The organism is Pseudomonas sp. PAMC 25886 (assembly GCF_000242655.1).
Taxonomy (GTDB): domain Bacteria; phylum Pseudomonadota; class Gammaproteobacteria; order Pseudomonadales; family Pseudomonadaceae; genus Aquipseudomonas.
Map to the genome: position 1 here is coordinate 43,618 of NZ_AHHC01000043.1, position 18,764 is coordinate 62,381.

General features: G+C 61.9%; 16 protein-coding genes. 3 read left to right on the top strand and 13 right to left on the bottom strand.

Annotated features, from left to right (window positions below; translation table 11 throughout):
- Position 1: 1 nt before the first annotated feature.
- The 4 genes from MUM_RS0113465 to MUM_RS0113480 all read right to left on the bottom strand — a co-directional run bounded on the left by MUM_RS0113465 (position 2) and on the right by MUM_RS0113480 (position 3,391).
- The gene (locus tag MUM_RS0113465) at positions 2-745 is read right to left on the bottom strand and encodes a YkgJ family cysteine cluster protein (protein ID WP_010170460.1); all 744 of its coding nucleotides are present in this window, start codon (positions 743-745) and stop codon (positions 2-4) included.
- Positions 746-853: 108 nt separating this feature from the next.
- Positions 854-1,336, bottom strand: coding sequence for a GNAT family N-acetyltransferase (locus tag MUM_RS0113470; RefSeq protein WP_010170461.1), 483 nt, complete (start codon positions 1,334-1,336; stop codon positions 854-856).
- Between the two features lie 3 nt (positions 1,337-1,339).
- Entirely contained in the window at positions 1,340-2,242 is a 903-nt protein-coding gene (locus tag MUM_RS0113475) for a chemotaxis protein CheV (protein ID WP_010170462.1), read from the bottom strand.
- Between the two features lie 174 nt (positions 2,243-2,416).
- Positions 2,417-3,391 carry a 2-hydroxyacid dehydrogenase gene (locus MUM_RS0113480; RefSeq protein WP_010170463.1) on the bottom strand — a complete coding sequence of 325 codons (975 nt, stop codon included), beginning with the start codon at positions 3,389-3,391 and terminating at the stop codon, positions 2,417-2,419.
- Between the two features lie 349 nt (positions 3,392-3,740).
- On the opposite strand from MUM_RS0113480, the gene MUM_RS0113485 reads away from it, so the two are divergent.
- From MUM_RS0113485 to MUM_RS0113495, 3 genes are all read left to right on the top strand, one after another.
- Entirely contained in the window at positions 3,741-5,063 is a 1,323-nt protein-coding gene (locus tag MUM_RS0113485; protein WP_010170464.1) for an OprD family porin, read from the top strand.
- Between the two features lie 86 nt (positions 5,064-5,149).
- Positions 5,150-6,643, top strand: a complete 1,494-nt coding sequence (locus MUM_RS0113490) for a sensor domain-containing diguanylate cyclase (protein WP_010170466.1) — start codon at positions 5,150-5,152, stop codon at positions 6,641-6,643.
- Positions 6,644-6,694: 51 nt separating this feature from the next.
- A complete protein-coding gene (locus tag MUM_RS0113495) occupies positions 6,695-8,200 on the top strand; it encodes a diguanylate cyclase (protein ID WP_010170468.1) in 1,506 nt (501 codons plus the stop codon).
- A 108-nt stretch (positions 8,201-8,308) separates the two neighbouring features.
- Here the strand turns inward: MUM_RS0113495 and lpxC are convergent, their stop codons facing one another.
- From lpxC to murD, 9 genes are all read right to left on the bottom strand, one after another.
- Complete coding sequence (gene lpxC / locus MUM_RS0113500; RefSeq protein ID WP_003216227.1) at positions 8,309-9,220, bottom strand: UDP-3-O-acyl-N-acetylglucosamine deacetylase; 912 nt, start codon at positions 9,218-9,220, stop codon at positions 8,309-8,311.
- A 112-nt stretch (positions 9,221-9,332) separates the two neighbouring features.
- The gene (gene ftsZ / locus MUM_RS0113505) at positions 9,333-10,529 is read right to left on the bottom strand and encodes a cell division protein FtsZ (RefSeq protein WP_010170471.1); all 1,197 of its coding nucleotides are present in this window, start codon (positions 10,527-10,529) and stop codon (positions 9,333-9,335) included.
- 66 nt (positions 10,530-10,595) lie between these two features.
- Positions 10,596-11,858, bottom strand: coding sequence for a cell division protein FtsA (gene ftsA / locus MUM_RS0113510; RefSeq protein ID WP_003216224.1), 1,263 nt, complete (start codon positions 11,856-11,858; stop codon positions 10,596-10,598).
- Positions 11,859-11,873: 15 nt separating this feature from the next.
- On the bottom strand, positions 11,874-12,740 hold the full coding sequence (locus MUM_RS0113515) for a cell division protein FtsQ/DivIB (protein WP_029615882.1): 867 nt from the start codon (positions 12,738-12,740) through the stop codon (positions 11,874-11,876).
- A gap of 4 nt (positions 12,741-12,744) precedes the next feature.
- On the bottom strand, positions 12,745-13,701 hold the full coding sequence (locus MUM_RS0113520; RefSeq protein WP_010170475.1) for a D-alanine--D-alanine ligase: 957 nt from the start codon (positions 13,699-13,701) through the stop codon (positions 12,745-12,747).
- Positions 13,698-15,143 (bottom strand): UDP-N-acetylmuramate--L-alanine ligase, encoded by a 1,446-nt coding sequence (gene murC / locus MUM_RS0113525; RefSeq protein ID WP_003216219.1) that lies wholly within the window; start codon positions 15,141-15,143, stop codon positions 13,698-13,700. Before murC ends, MUM_RS0113520 begins: the two co-directional genes overlap by 4 nt.
- The gene (murG, locus tag MUM_RS0113530) at positions 15,136-16,206 is read right to left on the bottom strand and encodes an undecaprenyldiphospho-muramoylpentapeptide beta-N-acetylglucosaminyltransferase (RefSeq protein WP_010170477.1); all 1,071 of its coding nucleotides are present in this window, start codon (positions 16,204-16,206) and stop codon (positions 15,136-15,138) included. The genes murC and murG overlap by 8 nt, the downstream gene beginning before the upstream one ends.
- Positions 16,196-17,419 carry a putative lipid II flippase FtsW gene (gene ftsW, locus MUM_RS0113535; protein ID WP_010170479.1) on the bottom strand — a complete coding sequence of 408 codons (1,224 nt, stop codon included), beginning with the start codon at positions 17,417-17,419 and terminating at the stop codon, positions 16,196-16,198. Before ftsW ends, murG begins: the two co-directional genes overlap by 11 nt.
- Positions 17,416-18,762, bottom strand: a complete 1,347-nt coding sequence (gene murD / locus MUM_RS0113540; protein WP_010170481.1) for a UDP-N-acetylmuramoyl-L-alanine--D-glutamate ligase — start codon at positions 18,760-18,762, stop codon at positions 17,416-17,418. Before murD ends, ftsW begins: the two co-directional genes overlap by 4 nt.
- Positions 18,763-18,764: the final 2 nt, after the last annotated feature.

An 18,764-nucleotide genomic window follows, 5' to 3' on the forward strand; every position in this document is an offset into this window, starting at 1 on the left:
CTCAAGCCGCGCGCAACGAAATGAACGCATAGTTGGCCGGCACCTCGGTGGCAATCCGGGCGCCGGCATCCAGCAACTGCTCGGCAATGTCCATCCCGGACACGTGAAACACCCACTCATTGGCCTGCACCGTCTCGTGCAGCGCCAGCTCGATGGCCTGGGCAAACAGGCCCATGTCCGGCAGGTACGCGGTAAACCCGTCACCCTTGAGCGCGGTGGTGTGAATGCCCAGCAGCCCACACACCGCTTCCTTGGCCTGGATATCGTCGCGGTCAGCCTGGCGTGAACGGTGGATCAACTCGGCCAGTTCCTTGTCCATCAACTCGCCGCCGACGATCAGCGCCGGCCCCTGTTCCCAGGATTCCGGCGGGCAATCCTTCGCGCCCGGGTTCAACGGGATATGCGGGTTGATCTCCATCGGGTAGATACGGCACACCAAAGGCCGGCGCTCGTAGATGCCGCAACGGTTGTCTTCGTCAAGATTCCGGCAGCGCCCGGCGTTGTAGGCGGCAAAGGTGATTGCCACATACGCCTCGGTATTGCCGCTGGGCACGACGGCGGACCGGCGTTGTGCATGCTCGCGCTGCAACTCGGGCAGCCCCAGGCCACTGCCCAGGAATCCTTCCACCAGCACGATGACATTACCGCCGTCAGCCGCCCAGCTGCGGGCTTCTTCAAGGGTCAGGGGTACATGGTGGTCGGTGCAGCACTTGCCGCAACCGACGCAGGAAAAATGGGTATTCATGGAGGATCTGTCACCAGGCAAGGTCAGAAGGCACTCATCAACGGTGGCGGGTTTTTGCCTCTGTTCACCGTTCTGCCCCTGTACAAAGCAAGTTATGCGCCAGCGCCTTCAGTCCTCGGGGGCGATGTCCCGCAGCACAAACACCATGCCCGCACGCTCATACACGTGCCGGGCCCGCTGGTTGGACTCCAGCACCTTGAGGTCGACAAACGCCTCGCCACGTTGCTTGAACACCTGGAACGTGTGCAACAGCAAGGCCCGGCCCAGTCCCATGCCCTGGGCGCACGGATGAATAGCCAGGTTCTTGATGTAGGCGCTGGTCCAGCATTGCGACACCCCAAGAATGCCGCTGGCGTTACTGGCCACCAGGCACAGCTTCGGGTCGAACTCGGCGTCAGTGACGAACTGCTTGCGCCAGTGCTCAAGAGGGCCCACACGTCCGCCACCCTGCTCCTGGGCCAGGCTTAATACCGCGTGAATCGCCGGGGCCAGTGCTTCGTGGTAATGATCCAGCTGAATGTCTGCCGGCCATTGCGGGGCGGGCAGGCTGCCGGTGAGGTCCCGGCGCAGGAGCTGGAAGTATTCACCCACCGGTCAGATGCCCTGTTGCGCCACGGTCTGGGCGGCGATCACCAGGCACTTGGTCAGTTCAGGCGACGAAAATTTGGTGAGCACCGCGTTGGCGCCGGCCAGGCGGGCTTTTTCGCTGTTCATCGCACTGTCCAGGGAGGTGTGCAGCAGCACATAGAGGTCCTGGAAGTCCGGGGTTTCCCGCAAGGTGCGGGTGAAGGCGTAACCGTCCATTTCAGACATTTCGATGTCCGAGACCACCACGTTGATTTGCTCGACCGTGCCTTGCAGCTCCAGCAAACGGTCGATCGCTTCCTTGGCGCTGCGGGCGGTGTGGCAGGTGAGGCCGAGGTTGCGCAGGGTATGCACCGACTGCTGCAGCGCCACCTGGCTGTCATCCACCACCAGGATTCGGGCGTTGCCCAGTACTTCGGCTTCTTCCATGGTCAGGTCGGTAGGCGCCGCTTCGATCTGCGCCGGGGCGATGCCATGGATGACTTTTTCGATGTCCAGTACCTGCACCAGAGCTCCCTCAACCTGGGTCACGCCGGTGATAAACGAACGCGTGCCGCCGGAGCCAAACGGTGGCGGGCGGATATCCGTGGTCAGGCAGTGCACGATCTTGCTCACCGCCTGCACATGCAGGCCCTGCTTGGAACGGCTCACATCGGTGACGATCAGGCAGCCGCCGTCCGGGTCTTGCAGGGGCATTTCCCCCAGCGCCCGGCTCAGGTCGATCACCGACAAGGCCGCGCCGCGCAAGGTGGCGATGCCTTTGACGTGGGGGTGCGACTCCGGCAGCTTGGTCAGCGGCGGGCAGGGAATGATTTCACTGACTTTCAGCAGGTTGATCGCCATCAGCTTGCCGCTGCGCAAGGTAAAGAGCAGAAGCGAGAGTGAGTCTGCGCGGACTTTGGTGGTGGACATAAAAACCTTCTGTGGATCACGGATGACGATCTATAGACCGTTATCGACCCCACGACCAAAAACTGTAGGAGCGGGCTTGCCCGCGAAAAATGTCAACGATAACGCGGGCAGCCTGAATAAACACAGCGCCCTCAGGTTCTTCGCGAGCAAGCTCGCTCCTACAAAAAGCAGTGATCAGCCCTTCCACACCTGCGGGTTGACCAGATCCTGCGGGCGCTGGCCCAGCAAGGCGCTGCGCAGGTTTTCCAGGGCGCGGTTGGCCATGGCTTCGCGGGTTTCATGGGTGGCCGAGCCGATGTGCGGCAGAGTCACGGCGTTGCTCAGCTGGAACAGCGGCGACTCGGACAGGGGCTCCTGCTCATACACGTCCAGGCCTGCACCACGGATGGTCTGGTTTTGCAGAGCCTGGATCAGCGCCGGCTCATCCACCACCGGGCCACGGGAGATGTTCACCAGGATCGCGCTGGATTTCATCAGGCCCAGTTCACGATGACTGATCAGGTGACGGGTTTTCTCGCTCAACGGCACCACCAGGCAGACGAAGTCGGCCTCAGCCAGCAACTGGTCGAGGCTGCGGAATTGCGCGCCCAGTTCCTGTTCCAGTTCGGTCTTGCGGCTGTTGCCGCTGTACAGAATCGGCATATTGAACCCCAGGCGCCCCCGACGGGCGATGGCCGCGCCGATGTTGCCCATGCCGACGACGCCGAGGGTCTTGCCGTGCACATCACAGCCAAACAACGGCGCACCCACGCTGGCTTTCCACTGACCGGCCTTGGTCCAGGCGTCCAGTTCGGCGACGCGGCGGGCGCTGCTCATCAGCAGGGCGAAGGCCAGGTCGGCGGTGCTTTCGGTGAGTACGTCGGGGGTGTTGGTGAGCATGATCCCGCGCTCATTGAAGTACGCCAGGTCGTAGTTGTCATAGCCCACCGACACACTGGAGACCACTTCCAGCTTGCTCGCGCCTTCCAGTTGCGCGCGCCCCAGTTTGCGTCCTACGCCAATCAGGCCGTGGGCATGAGGCAAGGCTTCATTGAACTGGGCGTTGATGTCCCCCAGCTTGGGGTTGGGGGCGATGACATCGAAATCCTGTTGCAGGCGTTCGATCATTTCCGGGGTGACGCGGCTGAAGGCGAGGACAGTCTTTTTCATGGAAGGCGGGCTCATCGACTACGTGGGAATGGCAAGCACGCTAACATTCTTGCGTGGGGTTGTCAGGACGCCCCGCAGCCTTACCACCAGACTGTTGCGATTTGGGCAACAGTCATTATCTTGTTACACTCTGTATCGCACCGCTCACCTGCGCTAATTTGTCGCATCGATGAGCGCAGCGGTTAAGACCGACCCGCTCTCCCCCGATTTCCCTCGACTTATTTCCAGGGCTCTACACTGGGAATCTGTCTTAAAGCCGCTGAGTTCAGCGGCTTTTTTTTGCGCTGAAAAAAGGCCAGGAACCCCAACAACACTGGCCGGTTACGATTGACCCAAAGGAGCTCCACCGGTGAAAACCTCGCTGACGTTCACCCCGTTATTCCTCGCGATTGCTGCAACGATCGTTCCCCTTGCCCACGCGGCAGACACCCCGGCCGCCGACGGTTTCGTCGACGGAGCAAGCTTCAAGATCAACACCCGCAACTACTACATGAACCGCGATCGCCGTGACATTCACACCGATGACAGCAAGGAATGGGGCCAGGGCCTCATCGGGATCTTCGAGTCGGGCTACACCCCCGGCACCGTCGGCTTTGGCCTGGACGCCAACGCCATGCTCGGCCTCAAGCTCGACGGCGGTGGCGGCACCGACGGTTCCAGCATCCTGCCGGTGAGCTCCGGCAACGGCAAAGCCCCCGGCTCGTTCTCCACCGCCGGCGCCACCCTGAAAATGCGCGCCTTCGACACCGAGCTGAAAGCCGGCGACCTGTTTCTCAACAACCCGGTGATCGCCGGCGGCATGACCCGCATGCTGCCCCAGACGTTCCGTGGTGTCAGCCTGACCAATCACAGCCTCGACGGCTGGATGTTCGAAGGCGGCCAGGCCAGTTTCACCAAGCTCTACAACCAGAGCGGCCACCGGCGCATCGGCACCAGCTACGGTGCATTGCCCAGCGGCGAAGACAGCCGGCACCTGGACTGGGCCGGCGTGTCCTTCAGCGGCGTGCCGGGGTTGAGCAGCAACCTGTACGCGTCCGAGCTCAAGGACATCTGGAACCAGTACTACTACGACCTCGACTACACCTGGCAACTGAACGAACTGGTCAGCCTCAACCCGGGCCTGCACTACTACCACACCCAGGAAACCGGCAAGGCCCTGCTGGGTAACATCGACAACAACACCTACAGCCTGCATTTCACCGTGGGCGTGGGCCATCACAGCGTCACCGCCGCTTACCAGCGGGTCAACGGCAACACCCCGTTCGACTACATCAGCCAGGGCGACAGCATCTACCTGGATAACTCCCAGCAATACTCCGACTTCAACGGCCCCAACGAGCGTTCGTGGAAGCTCAAGTACGCCTATGATTTCGTCGGGCTGGGGCTGCCGGGCCTGACCTCGGCCGTGTCGTACATCAGCGGCAAGACCGACCTGACCACGGTGGATCCGGACAGCCGTGGTTATTCCTCCTGGTACAGCGCCGACGGCAAGAACGCCAAACACTGGGAGCGCGACATCGACCTCAAGTACGTGGTGCAAGGCGGCAAGGCCAAGGACCTGGCCGTGCGCCTGCAATGGGCGACCAACCGCGGCGGCAATGGCTACGCGGCCGTGGACCGGGACGTGGATGAATACCGGGTGATCGTCGACTACCCGATTGACGTTTTTTAACGTTCGGGCTTTCTTTTTGCGGCGACGACTTATTTTTCACAGCATGGAACTAAACTGCCAGCATCTTGAGTGCCGAAGCCAGTCCCATGAGTCAACGCCGCGCCTTCACCCTGCCTGCACGCCCGGAGCTTTTGCTGATTCTGGGCAGTGGCCTTACCGTCACGCTGATCGTGATCATCGTTGCCGTCCTGCTGATTCGCGAACACGCCAGCGCCCTGCAGGCCGCCAAACGTTCCACCAGTAACATCACGCAGTTGATCAACGCCGATGTGTTGCGCAACGTTGAACTCTACGACTTGGCCCTGAACGGCCTGATCACCGCGACCACCCGCAACGACTTGCCCCAGGTCTCGGCCGAGGTGCTGCACATGGTGCAGTTCGACCAGTCCACGGCCGCGCCTTTCAAAGGCGAAGTCCTGCTGCTGGACAAGGCCGGTGAGGTCACCGCCGACTCCTCGACGCTGACACCCTCGCCGCGCAACTTTGCCAACCGCGACTATTTCCAGGTGCACCAGCAGAACCCCGATGCCGGGTTGTTCATCAGCCGTCCCTTCAAGATCCGCTGCGACTGCGATCAAGTTTGGCGCATTGCATTCAGCCGCCGCGTGTCCGGGCCGAACGGCGAGTTTGCCGGGGTGGCGGTGGCGACCATGCGCCTGGCGTACTTCGACCAGCTGTTCAACAGCCTCACCATCGGCAGCGGCAGCAGCATCAACCTGCTGAACAACGACGGCATTCTGTTGGCCCAGCAGCCCCTGCTCGAAAAAGACATGATCAACAAGGACCTGAGCGCGCGACCAAACTTCAAACGAATGCTGCGTGAAGGCAGCGGCAGCTTCAGCGGCGTCTCCGCCATCAGTGGCACGCAACGGCTGTACACCTTCACCAACGTCGGCGCACTGCCGCTGATTGTGGTGGTGGCGCTGTCCAGCGATGACGTGTTTGCCGCCTGGAAGCGCGCGGCCCTGTTGATCAGTGGCGCCACCGGCGTGCTGTGCGTGGGCCTGTTGTGGCTGACCTGGATGCTGCGCCTGGAACTGCGCCGTCGTTATCGCGCCGAAAAGGTTTTGTCTGAACTGGCAGCCACCGATGGCCTCACCGGCCTGGCCAACCGCCGCACCCTGGACCAGCGCCTGCGCCTGGAGTGGGAGCGCGCGCAACGCTCCGGCGAGCCGCTGGCCCTGCTGATGATCGATGTCGACCACTTCAAGGCCTTCAACGACCGGCACGGCCATCAGGGCGGTGACGAGGCATTGCGTCACGTGGCCCGGGTCATCGGCAGCAACATTCGCCGCCCCGCCGACCTTGCCGCCCGTTATGGCGGCGAAGAGTTCGCAGTCATCCTGCCGGACACCGACGGCGACGGTGCGAGCGTCATCGCCGAACATATTCGCAGCGCCGTGGAGCACTTGCCGCCCGCCGACGGGGACGCGTTGTCGGTGACGGTCAGCGTCGGCGTCAGCACCTGGGACAAACGCAGCCGTGGCGCACTGGAAGAGCTGCTGCTGAGTGCCGACCGGGCGCTGTATGAAGCCAAGCATTCCGGGCGCAACCGCATCGTTCACAGTCAGGCCACATGAGCCGTTATCAGCAACTACGCTAAGGGCATCCTCGAAGCAGAAGTACGCCCGATGAGCCCAAGCACCACCCGCCCGCCCCGCCCGACCCACCGTCCGGAGCTGCTGCTGATTATCGGCAGTTGCGTCACGGTGCTGCTGATCATGTCGGTGGTCGCGGTGTTGCTGATCCGCGAACACGCCAACACCTTGCAGGCCGCCCAGCGCACGGCCAACAACATCACCCAACTGATCGACGCAGACGTGCTGCGCAACGTGGAGCTGTACGACTTGTCGATCAAAGGCCTGATCGCAGCCGCCGAGCGCAGCGATTTGGCCGACGTATCGGCCAGCATCCGCCATCTGGTGCTGTTCGACCGCTCGGAGGCGGCGCCGTACAAGGGCGATATCCTGCTGCTGGACAAGAACGGCGAGGTGATTGCCGACTCTTCGCTGCTGACGCCTAAAGCCGCCAACTTCGCCGACCGCGACTACTTTCAGGCCCACCGGCAGAACCCTGACCTGGGCCTGTTCATAAGCCGGCCCTTCATCGCCCGCTGCGTGTGCGACGACCAATGGCGCATCGCTTTCAGCCGCCGGGTTTCCGGGCCCGACGGGCGATTCCTCGGGGTTGCCGTGGCGTCCATGCGCCTGTCCTATTTCCAGCAGCTGTTTCGCAGCCTGAATATCGGCAACGACAGCACCATCAACCTGATTAACCAGCGAGGCATCCTGCTGGCCCAACAGCCGTTGCTGGAACGGGACATGATCGACAAGGACCTCAGCCAGCGCCCCAACGTCGCGCGCATACTGCACGACGGCGACGGCAGCTTTCGTGGCACCTCCAGTGTGGATGAGGAGAGCCGCCTCTACACCTTCTCGACCGTGGGGGACTTACCACTGATTGTCGTGGTGGCCCTGTCCACCAACGACATATTCGCGCCCTGGAAACGTGCGGCGTTGCTGATCAGCGGTGCCACCGGGGTTTTGTGCATCGGCCTGCTGTGGCTGACCTGGATGCTCTGCATGGAACTGCGCAGGCGCCACCGCGCCGAGCAGGTACTGTCAGAACTGGCAGCCACCGATGCCCTCACCGGCCTGGCCAACCGCCGCACGCTGGACCAGCGCCTGCGCCTGGAATGGGACCGCGCCCAGCGTTCGGGCGAGCCGTTGACGGTGCTGATGATTGATGTGGACCACTTCAAGGCCTTCAACGACCGGCATGGCCACCAGGGTGGCGACGAGGCATTGCGCACGGTGGCGCAGGTGGTCGAGGGCAATATCCGCCGCCCTGCCGACCTCGCGGCGCGGTATGGCGGTGAAGAGTTTGCGGTGGTGCTGCCGCATACCGACAGCCAGGGTGCGTTGTTGATTGCCGAACATATCCGCAGCAGCGTCGAGCACCTGCCAAGGGTCGGCGGGGACAGGGTGCCGATTACCGTCAGCATTGGCCTGAGTACCTGGACCAAAAAAAGCCGTATCACCCTGGAAGCGTTACTGCTCAGCGCGGATCAGGCGTTGTATGAGGCCAAGCACACCGGGCGTAATCGCATTGTGGATGCGTCCGCTTTAAAGGCGTGACGCGGAGCGTCACAGGAGGCGTTCCCACGCAGAGCGTGGGGAACGATCAGGCATAAAAAAAGGCCACCCGAGGCAGCCTTTAAAAACAAAAGGAAAGAGAGTTGTTACTTACACCGCCGCGACGGGACGCATGTAAGAGATCGGTGCGGTGCTGGCATCTTCGAAGGTCACGACTTCCCAGGCATCTGTCTGTGCAATCAGCTTGCGCAGCAGTTGGTTGTTCAGCGCGTGGCCCGACTTGAAGCCTTTGAACTCGCCTATCAGGCTATTGCCCAGCAGGTAGAGGTCACCGATTGCATCGAGGATCTTGTGCTTCACGAACTCGTCTTCATAGCGAAGGCCGTCTTCGTTCAGTACACCATCCGCGTCGACCACAATGGCGTTTTCAACGCTGCCGCCGAGTGCGAGGTTGTGCTTGCGCAGGTACTCGATGTCACTCATGAAACCAAAGGTACGGGCGCGGCTGACTTCTTTTACGAACGAAGTGCTGGAAAAATCCACGCTTGCACTCTGGGTGCGGTCACGGAATACCGGGTGATCGAAATCGATCTCAAAGCTCACTTTAAAGCCTTCGAACGGGACGAAGGTGGCGCGCTTGTCGCCGTCTTCTACTGTCACTTCCCGCAGAATGCGAATGAACTTCTTGGCTGCGTCCTGTTCTTCCAGGCCGGCAGATTGAATCAAGAATACGAAGGGTCCAGCGCTGCCATCCATGATTGGGACTTCGGACGCGGAGAGCTCGACGTAGGCGTTATCGATGCCCAAACCGGCCATGGCCGAGAGCAAGTGCTCCACCGTGTCCACTTTGACGTCACCGTTGACCAACGTGGTCGACATCGTGGTTTCGCCAACATTTTCCGCGCGAGCAGGAATCTGCACCACAGGGTCCAGGTCGGCACGAACAAACACGATGCCGGTGTCGACAGGTGCGGGCTTGAGGGTCAGGTATACCTTCTCCCCGGAGTGCAGACCTACACCTGTGGCACGGATAATATTCTTCAGGGTGCGTTGTTTAATCATGGCTTGGACCGCTTCAGCGCAAATTGCGAACTGGTATCAACAAAGGCTGGCGATAATAGCAGACCAGACCTTTGCTGAACACCAATCACCTTCATAGCCCTGATACATTCCATTAATCGGCCTGACGACGCAGGAAAGCCGGGATGTCCAGGTAGTCCAGGTCATCTTGCGGATTCGGGCTACGGGAGGCAGCAGCACCGGCCTGAGCCTGGTTGCGCATCACGGTCGGACGATCCAGGTCACGGTAGTTCACAGACGGCAGTTCCTGGCGCGCAGGCGCTGGAGCGGCAGCTTGCTGGCTGGCATGGCTGGTATGGACGGTATTGTCGATGACCTTCACAGGCTTCTCGATTTTTGCACCCAGGCCGGTAGCAACAACGGTCACGTGCAGTTCGTCGCGCATGTCCGGATCGATAACCGTACCGACCTTGACCATGGCGTGCTCGGAAGCGAAGGCTTCGATGATGCTACCCACGTCGGAGTACTCACCCAGGGACAGGTCAGGACCGGCGGTGATGTTCACCAGGATGCCGCGTGCGCCTTGCAGGTTCACGTCTTCCAGCAACGGGTTGCGGATGGCCGCTTCAGTGGCTTCACGTGCACGGTTCGGACCGCTGGCGCAGCCAGTGCCCATCATCGCCATGCCCATTTCGCTCATCACGGTACGTACGTCGGCAAAGTCGACGTTGATCATGCCCGGACGCTTGATGATGTCGGAGATACCGCGAACGGCACCGGCCAGTACATCGTCAGCCTTGGCGAAAGCCGACAGCAGGCTGGCGTCTTTACCGAGGATGGTCAGCAGCTTCTCGTTGGGAATGGTGATCAACGAGTCGACGCTTTCGGACAGCAGACGGATGCCTTCATCGGCGATCTGCATGCGCTTGCGACCTTCGAACGGGAACGGACGGGTCACGACGGCAACCGTCAGGATCCCCATTTCCTTGGCCACTTCGGCAATGATCGGCGCAGCACCGGTACCGGTACCACCGCCCATGCCCGTGGTGATGAACACCATGTTGGTGCCTTGCAGCACTTCAGCAATGCGCTCGCGGTCTTCCAGAGCGGCTTGACGGCCGACTTCCGGATTCGCGCCGGCACCCAGGCCCTTGGTCACGGCTGTGCCCAATTGCAGGATGGTGCGTGCACCGATGCTTTTGAGGGCCTGGGCGTCAGTGTTGGCGCAGATGAATTCAACGCCTTCAATGTTGCTCTTGACCATGTGGTTGACAGCGTTGCCGCCGCCACCGCCGACGCCGATCACTTTGATGACCGGGCTTGCGGGGATGTTGTCTACGAGTTCGAACATTTTCCCTCTCCTTTCATTTCTCTAGTTTTTTCGCCTACTGCTTTGAAACGGTGTTGCGGTAAATCGTCAGAAATTGCCTTTCACCCAAGCCTGCAACCGCTCGAACAACGGCGCTTTCGCTTCGTCGTCGCTTCTGTAGCTGTCGCGGTTGCTCGGGCCCGACAGGGAAATGCCGTCGGTCTGCTTTTGCAGCCCGTACAACAGCAAGCCCACACCGGTGGAATAAATCGGGTTGCGCACTACGTCGCCCAGGCCTTTCACGCCATGGGGCACGCCCAGGCGGACCGGCATGTGGAAGATTTCCTCGGCCAGTTCGACCGCGCCTTCCATCTTCGAGGTGCCACCGGTCAGCACGATGCCGGCCGGGATCAAATCTTCGTAGCCGCTGCGGCGCAGTTCAGCCTGGATCAGGGTGAACAGCTCGTCGTAGCGCGGCTCGACCACTTCGGCCAACGCCTGGCGCGACAGTTCGCGCGGTGGACGGTCGCCCACGCTCGGCACCTTGATGGTTTCGCCGGCACCGGCCAGCTTGGCCAGGGCGCAGGCGTAACGGATCTTGATTTCTTCGGCGTACTGGGTCGGTGTGCGCAACGCCATCGCGATGTCGTTGGTCACCTGGTCACCGGCAATCGGGATCACGGCGGTGTGACGGATCGCACCCTCGGTGAAGATCGCGATGTCAGTGGTGCCGCCGCCGATGTCCACCAGGCACACGCCCAGTTCTTTTTCGTCGTCGGTCAGTACCGAATACGCGGAGGCAAGCTGCTCGAGAATGATGTCGTCGATTTCCAGGCCGCAGCGACGCACGCATTTTTCAATGTTCTGTGCAGCGTTGACGGCGCAGGTCACCACGTGAACCTTGGCTTCCAGGCGTACGCCCGACATGCCCAGGGGCTCACGAACACCTTCCTGGTTATCGATCACGTAGTCCTGCGGCAGGGTATGCAGCACGCGCTGGTCAGCCGGGATCGCCACGGCTTGCGCCGCGTCGAGCACCCGCTCCAGGTCAGCCGAGCTGACTTCGCGGTCGCGAATCGCCACGATGCCGTGGGAGTTCAGGCTGCGGATGTGGTTGCCCGCAACGCCGACGAATGCCGAGTGAATCCGGCAACCGGCCATCAGCTGCGCTTCTTCGATGGCGCGCTGGATCGATTGCACGGTGGATTCAATATTCACCACCACGCCCTTCTTCAGGCCCCGGGACGGATGCGTGCCGATTCCGACGATTTCCAGCGTGCCGTCGTCCGCGACCTCGCCTACCAGCGCCACCACCTTGGAGGTGCCGATATCCAGACCGACGATCATTTTGCCGCTTTGCACGTTTGCCATGGGTCCTGCCTCTTCTTAATTCTTCGCGACAGCAGGTTGCGCTGCCGTGGGCGCCGCAGGGGCCCGCCAGCCGACGGCAAGGCCGTTGGCGTAACGCAGGTCGATGCTCGCAATGTTCGTAATCTGTTCTTTCAAGGTCTTTTCATAGATGGCGATAAAACGGCGCATCTTTTCTACCAGGTTGCCGCGTCCCAGCAGCAACTCGATACCCGGGCCGGAACTGCCTGCACCCGTGGTCAAAAACCAGCTGCCCCGCTCACGCAATTCCAGTCGCGCAATCGAGAAACCCAATGGCCGCAGCATCTGGCTCAAGGCCTGGTACTGCTGCATCACTTGCTGTTGCGCCCGCTGCGGCCCGAACAACTGCGGCAGGTGTTCGTAATTCGCCACCTCGCGAGGCGCAAACGCCTGGCCCTGGTTGTTCAACAACTGCCCATCTCCCCAACGGGCCACGGGCAGTTGTTCTTCCAGGCGGATCGTGACTTGATCCGGCCACACACGACGTACTTCGGCGTGGGCAATCCATGGCATCTGTTCCAGCTCGGAACGCATGCCGGCCAGGTCGATGGTGAAGAAGCTCGACGCCACAAACGGGGCGATTCGCTGCTGCACGGCCTGCTGGCTGATGTAGCTCAAGTCGCCCTGCACGCTGATCTTGGTGATCGGCCGGTCGGCATACGGCAACAGACGCTGGGCGCCTTCGTATGTACCAAACCCCAACGCCACCAGAATCACCGGCCAGAACAGCGCCTTGAGAAAACCAAAGTTGGCTTTCGGCATGCGCGCCGACATCGGCTCTTTAGCCACCATTCGGCTGGCACCACGCGGCACCGGCTTACGGCCGGGAGCGGGTTGCTGATGACGAAGCGATGCGCCGTTCATGGTCTTAGCCTCGTGGCTCTATGCTTGCTGCCAGGATCGCCAGCACTAACTGCTGGAAGTCCAGGCCCGCGGCACGAGCGGCCATGGGTACCAGGCTGTGGTCGGTCATCCCGGGTGCAGTGTTGACTTCAAGGAACCAGAAATTCCCTTGGTCATCCTGCATCACGTCTGCCCGCGCCCAACCGGCGATACCCAGCGCCTCACAGGCTTTCGCCGTGAGGTCCATCAATTCCTGTTCCTTGGTTGCGTCGAGGCCGCACGGGATCCGGTACTGGGTATCGGAAGCCACGTACTTGGCGTCGTAGTCGTAAAAGGTGTGGGGCGTGCCCAATGCGATAGGCGGCAATACCTGGCCACGCAGCGTAGCGATGGTGAACTCGGGACCTTGAATCCACTGTTCCACCAACACTTGCGAATCGTAGGTACTGGCCGCTTTCCATGCGTCAATCAATTCGGCGGCTGAGTTCACTTTAGCCATGCCGATACTGGAGCCTTCATGGGCTGGTTTGACGATCAAAGGCAGGCCCAGTTCCTTGGCTGCAGAAATACAATCGTCTTCGCTGCACAGCACGCTGTGACGCGGGGTCGGAATGCCCAGGCTGTGCCACACCTGTTTGGTGCGCAACTTGTCCATGGCCAGCGCCGACGCCAGGATGCCGCTGCCGGTGTACGGAATGCCCAGGCACTCCAGCAGGCCCTGCATGCTGCCGTCTTCACCGCCACGGCCGTGAAGGATGATGAACGCGCGGTCGATTTTCTCGGCCTGCAGGCGCGACAGGAAGTCATCACCCACGTCGATGCCGAATGCATTCACGCCGGCGCTCTGCAGCGCTTCCAGCACGGCATTGCCGGACTTCAGCGACACTTCACGTTCAGCGCTCTTGCCACCGAACAGCACCGCAACGCGGCCGAAGTCGGCAGGTTGAATGGTCGAGAACAGGGAGCCGTAGTCAGTGGTCATTTAGACTTCCCCTGCGCAGCGGCAAACAGCGGGCTTGCCAGCAATTTAGGAGCGAGACCACCGATATCACCGGCGCCCTGGCACAGCAGGATGTCGCCGGCACGCAGCAGCGGCTTCACGATCGGTGCGAGGTCCACACCGCGCTCGATGTAGATCGGGTCCAACTGGCCGCGTTGACGGATGCTGTTGCACAGCTTGCGGCTGTCGGCACCCGGGATCGGCTCTTCACCGGCCGGGTAGACTTCCATCAGCAGCAACACGTTGGCGTCCGCCAGTACATTGACGAAGTCGTCGTACAGGTCGCGGGTACGGCTGTAGCGGTGCGGCTGGTACACCATCACCAGGCGGCGCTCCGGCCAGCCACCGCGTACGGCCTTGATCACCGCAGCGACTTCCGTCGGGTGGTGACCGTAGTCGTCCACCAGCATCACGTTGCCGCCGTCCACCGGCAGCTCGCCGTAGACCTGGAAGCGACGACCCACGCCGGCAAAACCCGACAGGCCTTCAACGATGGCTTCATCGCTGACGCCTTCGTCGGAGGCGATGCAGATGGTCGCCAGGGAGTTGAGTACGTTGTGGTTGCCCGGCATGTTCACCGAGACATCCAGCGGCTCGCGGTCAGGGCGCAGCACCGTGAAGAAGGTCTGCATGCCTTGCTGGCGCACATTGATTGCGCGCACGTCGCAGTCTTCGCTGAAGCCGTAGGTCACGGTCGGGCGCTTGACCAGCGGCAGGATTTCACGCACCACCGGATCGTCCAGGCACACCACCGCCAAACCGTAGAACGGCAGGTTGTGCAGGAACTCGACGAAGGTTTTCTTCAGTTTGTTGAAGTCACCGTCGTAGGTCGCCATGTGGTCGGCGTCGATGTTGGTCACCACGGCCACCAGCGGTTGCAGGTGCAGGAAGCTGGCGTCGCTTTCATCGGCTTCGGCGATCAGGTAACGGCTGGTGCCGAGCTGTGCATTGGTACCGGCTGCATTCAGGCGGCCACCGATGACGAACGTCGGGTCCAGGCCACCGGCGGCGAACACCGAGGCAATCAGGCTGGTGGTGGTGGTCTTGCCATGGGTACCGGCAACGGCGATGCCGTGGCGGTAGCGCATCAGCTCGGCCAGCATTTCGGCACGCGGCACTACCGGAATGCGGCGCTCAAGGGCAGTGGCCACTTCCGGGTTGGAGGTGTTCACGGCACTGGAGACCACCAGCACGTCGGCTTCGGCAGCGTTCTCGGCACGGTGGCCGATAAAGATTTTTGCGCCGAACGATTCCAGGCGCTCGGTGACCGGCGACATTTTCAGGTCGGAGCCGGACACCTGGTAACCCAGGTTCAGCAGCACTTCGGCGATGCCGCACATGCCCACGCCGCCGATGCCGACGAAGTGGATGCGACGGATGCGGCGCATTTCCGGTTGTGGCATGGCTTTCTGATTCTCAACCATGGGCCACCTCCAGGCAGATATCGACCACGGTGCGGGTTGCGTCAGGTTTGGCCAGGCGGCTTGCGGTGCTCGCCATGCTGTTCAGTCGTTCCGGTTGCATCAATACCTCGGTCAGGCGTGCGGCCAAATCGGCGGCGCCAGTCGTTCTTTGCGGCAGCAGGAAGGCAGCGCCCTCCCCAGCCAAATATTCGGCGTTGCGGGTCTGGTGGTCGTCGATGGCGTGGGGCAAAGGCACCAGCAAGGACGGCAGACCGGCGGCGGCCAGTTCACTGACGGTCAACGCACCTGCGCGACAGACCACCAGGTCGGCCCAGCCATAGGCTTGGGCCATGTCTTTGATGAAAGGCTGCACATTCGCCTCCACGCCCGCATCGCGATAACGCGTAGCGGTCACTTCATCGTGATTCTTGCCGGCCTGATGGAAGATCTCGGGCCGCAGTTCCAGAGGGAGTTGCGACACTGCTTCAGGCAGCAATTTGTTCAAGGGTTCGGCACCCAGGCTCCCGCCCAGGATCAGCAGGTGCGCCTTGCGACCGTCCAACGGTTGGCGGGCGATGTCCATGAACAGTTCAGTACGTACCGGATTGCCGGTGGTGCGCAGTTTGTCCGCGGCGCCAAAGGTTTTCGGGAAGGCCTCGCAGACCCGGGCAGCCAATGGCACCAGCAGGCGGTTGGCTGTGCCGGCCACGGCGTTCTGCTCGTGGACGATCACCGGCACGCCGGCGAGTCTTGCCGCGACACCGCCGGGGCCAGTGACATAGCCACCAAAGCCCAGCACGCACACCGGCTTCACTTCACGGATCACCTTGCGCGCTTGCCATACCGCCTTGAGCAACACGAACGGCGCCTTGAGCAGGGACAATTTGCCCTTGCCACGCAGGCCGGTGACGTTGATCAAATGCAGGGGCAAGCCGGCATTCGGTACCAGGTCATTTTCGATGCCACGGGGCGTGCCGAGCCAATGCACGGTGTAGCCGCGGCTCTGGAATTCGCGGGCACAGGCCAGCGCCGGGAACACGTGGCCACCGGTGCCGCCTGCCATGATCAGCACGTTAGCGCCCATGGTTCGGCTCCTCGGCGAAGTCGCTTTCGCTGAACTCCATCTCTTCGCTGCCCAGGTGGGTTCGACTCTCCCACTCGATGCGCAGCAATAACCCGAGACAGGCGCAGCAAATCACCAACGAACTGCCGCCGTAACTGAGGAACGGCAAGGTCAGGCCCTTGGTCGGCAGCAGGCCGACGTTCACCCCGATGTTGATCAGGAACTGGCCGATCCACAGGAACGACAAGCCGTACGCCACGTAGGCGGCAAAATATTGCTTGGCCTTTTCGGCCCACAAGCCGATGTACATGCCGCGCACACACACAAACACGAACAGCGCGACGGTGCACAGCGAACCGACCACGCCCAGCTCTTCGGCGAGTACCGAGAACACGAAGTCGGTGTGGGCTTCCGGCAGGTAGAACTGCTTCTGCACACTGTTGCCCAGGCCCACGCCCAGCCACTCGCCGCGACCGAAGGCGATCAACGCTTGGGTCAACTGGTAGCCGGAACCGAACTGATCGGACCACGGGTCGGTAAAGGTAATCAGGCGCGCCATCCGGTAGGGTTGCGCCTGCACCAGAATCGTCACGGCGGCCACCGCCAGCACCACCATCAAGGTGAAGCGGAACAGGCCCACGCCACCGAGGAACAGCATTGCCGCCGCCGCGCCCATCATTACAACGGTGGCACCAAAGTCCGGCTCCATCAGCAACAGGCCGGCCATGGGCAGCAGCACGATGAACGGCTTGAAGAAGCCCATCCAGCTTTCGCGTACTTCTTTCTGGCGCCGCACCAGGTAACCGGCGAGGTAGATCACCACGAACACCTTGGCAATTTCCGACGGCTGCACGTTGAACGCACCGAAGCCGATCCAGCGCATCGAACCGTTCACCTCACGCCCGATGCCGGGCAGGATCACCATCACCAGCAAGCCGAACGCGCCCACCAGCATCAGCCAACCCAGGCGCTGCCAGGTGGCGATCGGGATCATCATGGTGACAATGCACGCGCCGAGGCCGATCACCAGGTACACCAGGTGGCGAATCATCATGTAAAGGGTATTGCCTGACTGCACCGCGGCCACTTCCGAGGACGCTGAGGTGATCATCACCAGGCCCAGGCCCAGCAACGCGAGGCAACCGGCGAGCATCGGGAAATCAAGGTCGATACCGCGCCCGGTAATGATCGGCGACGGGTACGGCTTGATGATGTTCCGCAAATTGATACTCATGCCAAGGCCTCCACGGCGCGGGCGAACAGCTGGCCGCGCTCTTCGTAGTTCTTGAACATGTCGAAACTGGCGCAGGCAGGCGACAGCAGCACCACATCACCCGGCTGGGCCAGGGATCTGGATTGAGCGATGGCGTCGTCCAGGGATTGCGTACGCACCTGCGGAACCGCGTCGCCCAGCGCATCGGCAATCAAGCCGGAATCACGGCCCATCAGCACCACGGCGCGGCAGTGTGCAGCGACTGGCCCCTTGAGGTCCTTGAAGTCAGCACCCTTGCCGTCGCCACCGGCGATCAGCACAACCTTGCCTTGAATATCGGCCCCCAAACCTTCGATGGCAGCAAGCGCTGCACCGACGTTGGTGGCCTTGGAATCGTTGTAGTAGCCGACACCATCCAGGTCGCGAACCCACTGGCAGCGATGCTCAAGCCCGGCAAAGCTACGCAGGGCCGACAGCATGGCGTCGAACGGCAGGCCAACTGCGTGACCGAGTGCCAGCGCAGCCAGGGCGTTGGCCTGGTTGTGGGCACCACGGATCTTCAGTTCACGCACCGGCATCAGGTTCTGGAATTCGAAGGCCAGGTATTTCTCGCCGTTCTCTTCCCGAAGCCCGAAAGCCTTGAAGTCAGGTTTGTTCAGGCCGAAGGTCCAGCACGGCAAGCCCTCGCCGATCAGTGGACGGCTCAGGGCATCCTGGCGGTTGACCACCACTTGCCGCGCGCCACGGAAGATCCGGTGCTTGGCCAGGTGATAGGCCGGCAGGCCGCTGTAGCGGTCCATGTGGTCTTCGCTGACGTTCAGCACGGTGGCCACTTCAGCGTTGAGCTGGTCGGTGGTTTCCAGCTGGAAGCTCGACAACTCCATCACGTACAGCTCGACGTTGTCGTTGAGCAGGTCCAGCGCCGGCGTACCAAGGTTGCCGCCCACCGCCACACGCTTGCCGGCCGCAGCCGCCATCTCGCCCACCAGGGTGGTGACAGTGCTTTTTGCGTTGGAACCGCTGATGGCCACGATCGGCGCCTTCGCGTTACGCGCGAACAGCTCGATATCGCCGGACAACTTCACGCCACGGGCCGCAGCCGCTTGCAGGGCCGGGGTCGCCAGCGCCAGGCCGGGGCTCACGTAGAGCTCGTCGGCACGGCACAGAAACTCCACATCCAGCTCGCCACAACGCACTTCCACGTGCGGGTAGTCACGGCGCAGCGTGACCAGCTCCGGTGGATTTTCCCGCGTATCGGCCACGGCAAACGACGTGCCCCGGTTCGCCAGGAAGCGAACCAGGGACATGCCGCTCTTGCCGAGGCCGACAACGATGCGGAAGTGGTCTGAAGCGATCAGGGACACTC

Bases quoted from the DNA above. Each gene is read 5' to 3' on its own strand.
- lpxC (WP_003216227.1), bottom strand. From the start codon at position 9,220: ATGATTAAACAACGCACCCTGAAGAATATTATCCGTGCCACAGGTGTA.
- ftsA (WP_003216224.1), bottom strand. From the start codon at position 11,858: ATGGCAAACGTGCAAAGCGGCAAAATGATCGTCGGTCTGGATATCGGC.
- MUM_RS0113520 (WP_010170475.1), bottom strand. From the start codon at position 13,701: ATGACCACTGACTACGGCTCCCTGTTCTCGACCATTCAACCTGCCGAC.
- MUM_RS0113490 (WP_010170466.1), top strand. From the start codon at position 5,150: ATGAGTCAACGCCGCGCCTTCACCCTGCCTGCACGCCCGGAGCTTTTG.
- MUM_RS0113480 (WP_010170463.1), bottom strand. From the start codon at position 3,391: ATGAAAAAGACTGTCCTCGCCTTCAGCCGCGTCACCCCGGAAATGATC.
- MUM_RS0113515 (WP_029615882.1), bottom strand. From the start codon at position 12,740: ATGAACGGCGCATCGCTTCGTCATCAGCAACCCGCTCCCGGCCGTAAG.
- murG (WP_010170477.1), bottom strand. From the start codon at position 16,206: ATGGGCGCTAACGTGCTGATCATGGCAGGCGGCACCGGTGGCCACGTG.
- murC (WP_003216219.1), bottom strand. From the start codon at position 15,143: ATGGTTGAGAATCAGAAAGCCATGCCACAACCGGAAATGCGCCGCATC.
- MUM_RS0113465 (WP_010170460.1), bottom strand. From the start codon at position 745: ATGAATACCCATTTTTCCTGCGTCGGTTGCGGCAAGTGCTGCACCGAC.
- ftsZ (WP_010170471.1), bottom strand. From the start codon at position 10,529: ATGTTCGAACTCGTAGACAACATCCCCGCAAGCCCGGTCATCAAAGTG.
- MUM_RS0113475 (WP_010170462.1), bottom strand. From the start codon at position 2,242: ATGTCCACCACCAAAGTCCGCGCAGACTCACTCTCGCTTCTGCTCTTT.
- ftsW (WP_010170479.1), bottom strand. From the start codon at position 17,419: ATGAGTATCAATTTGCGGAACATCATCAAGCCGTACCCGTCGCCGATC.
- MUM_RS0113495 (WP_010170468.1), top strand. From the start codon at position 6,695: ATGAGCCCAAGCACCACCCGCCCGCCCCGCCCGACCCACCGTCCGGAG.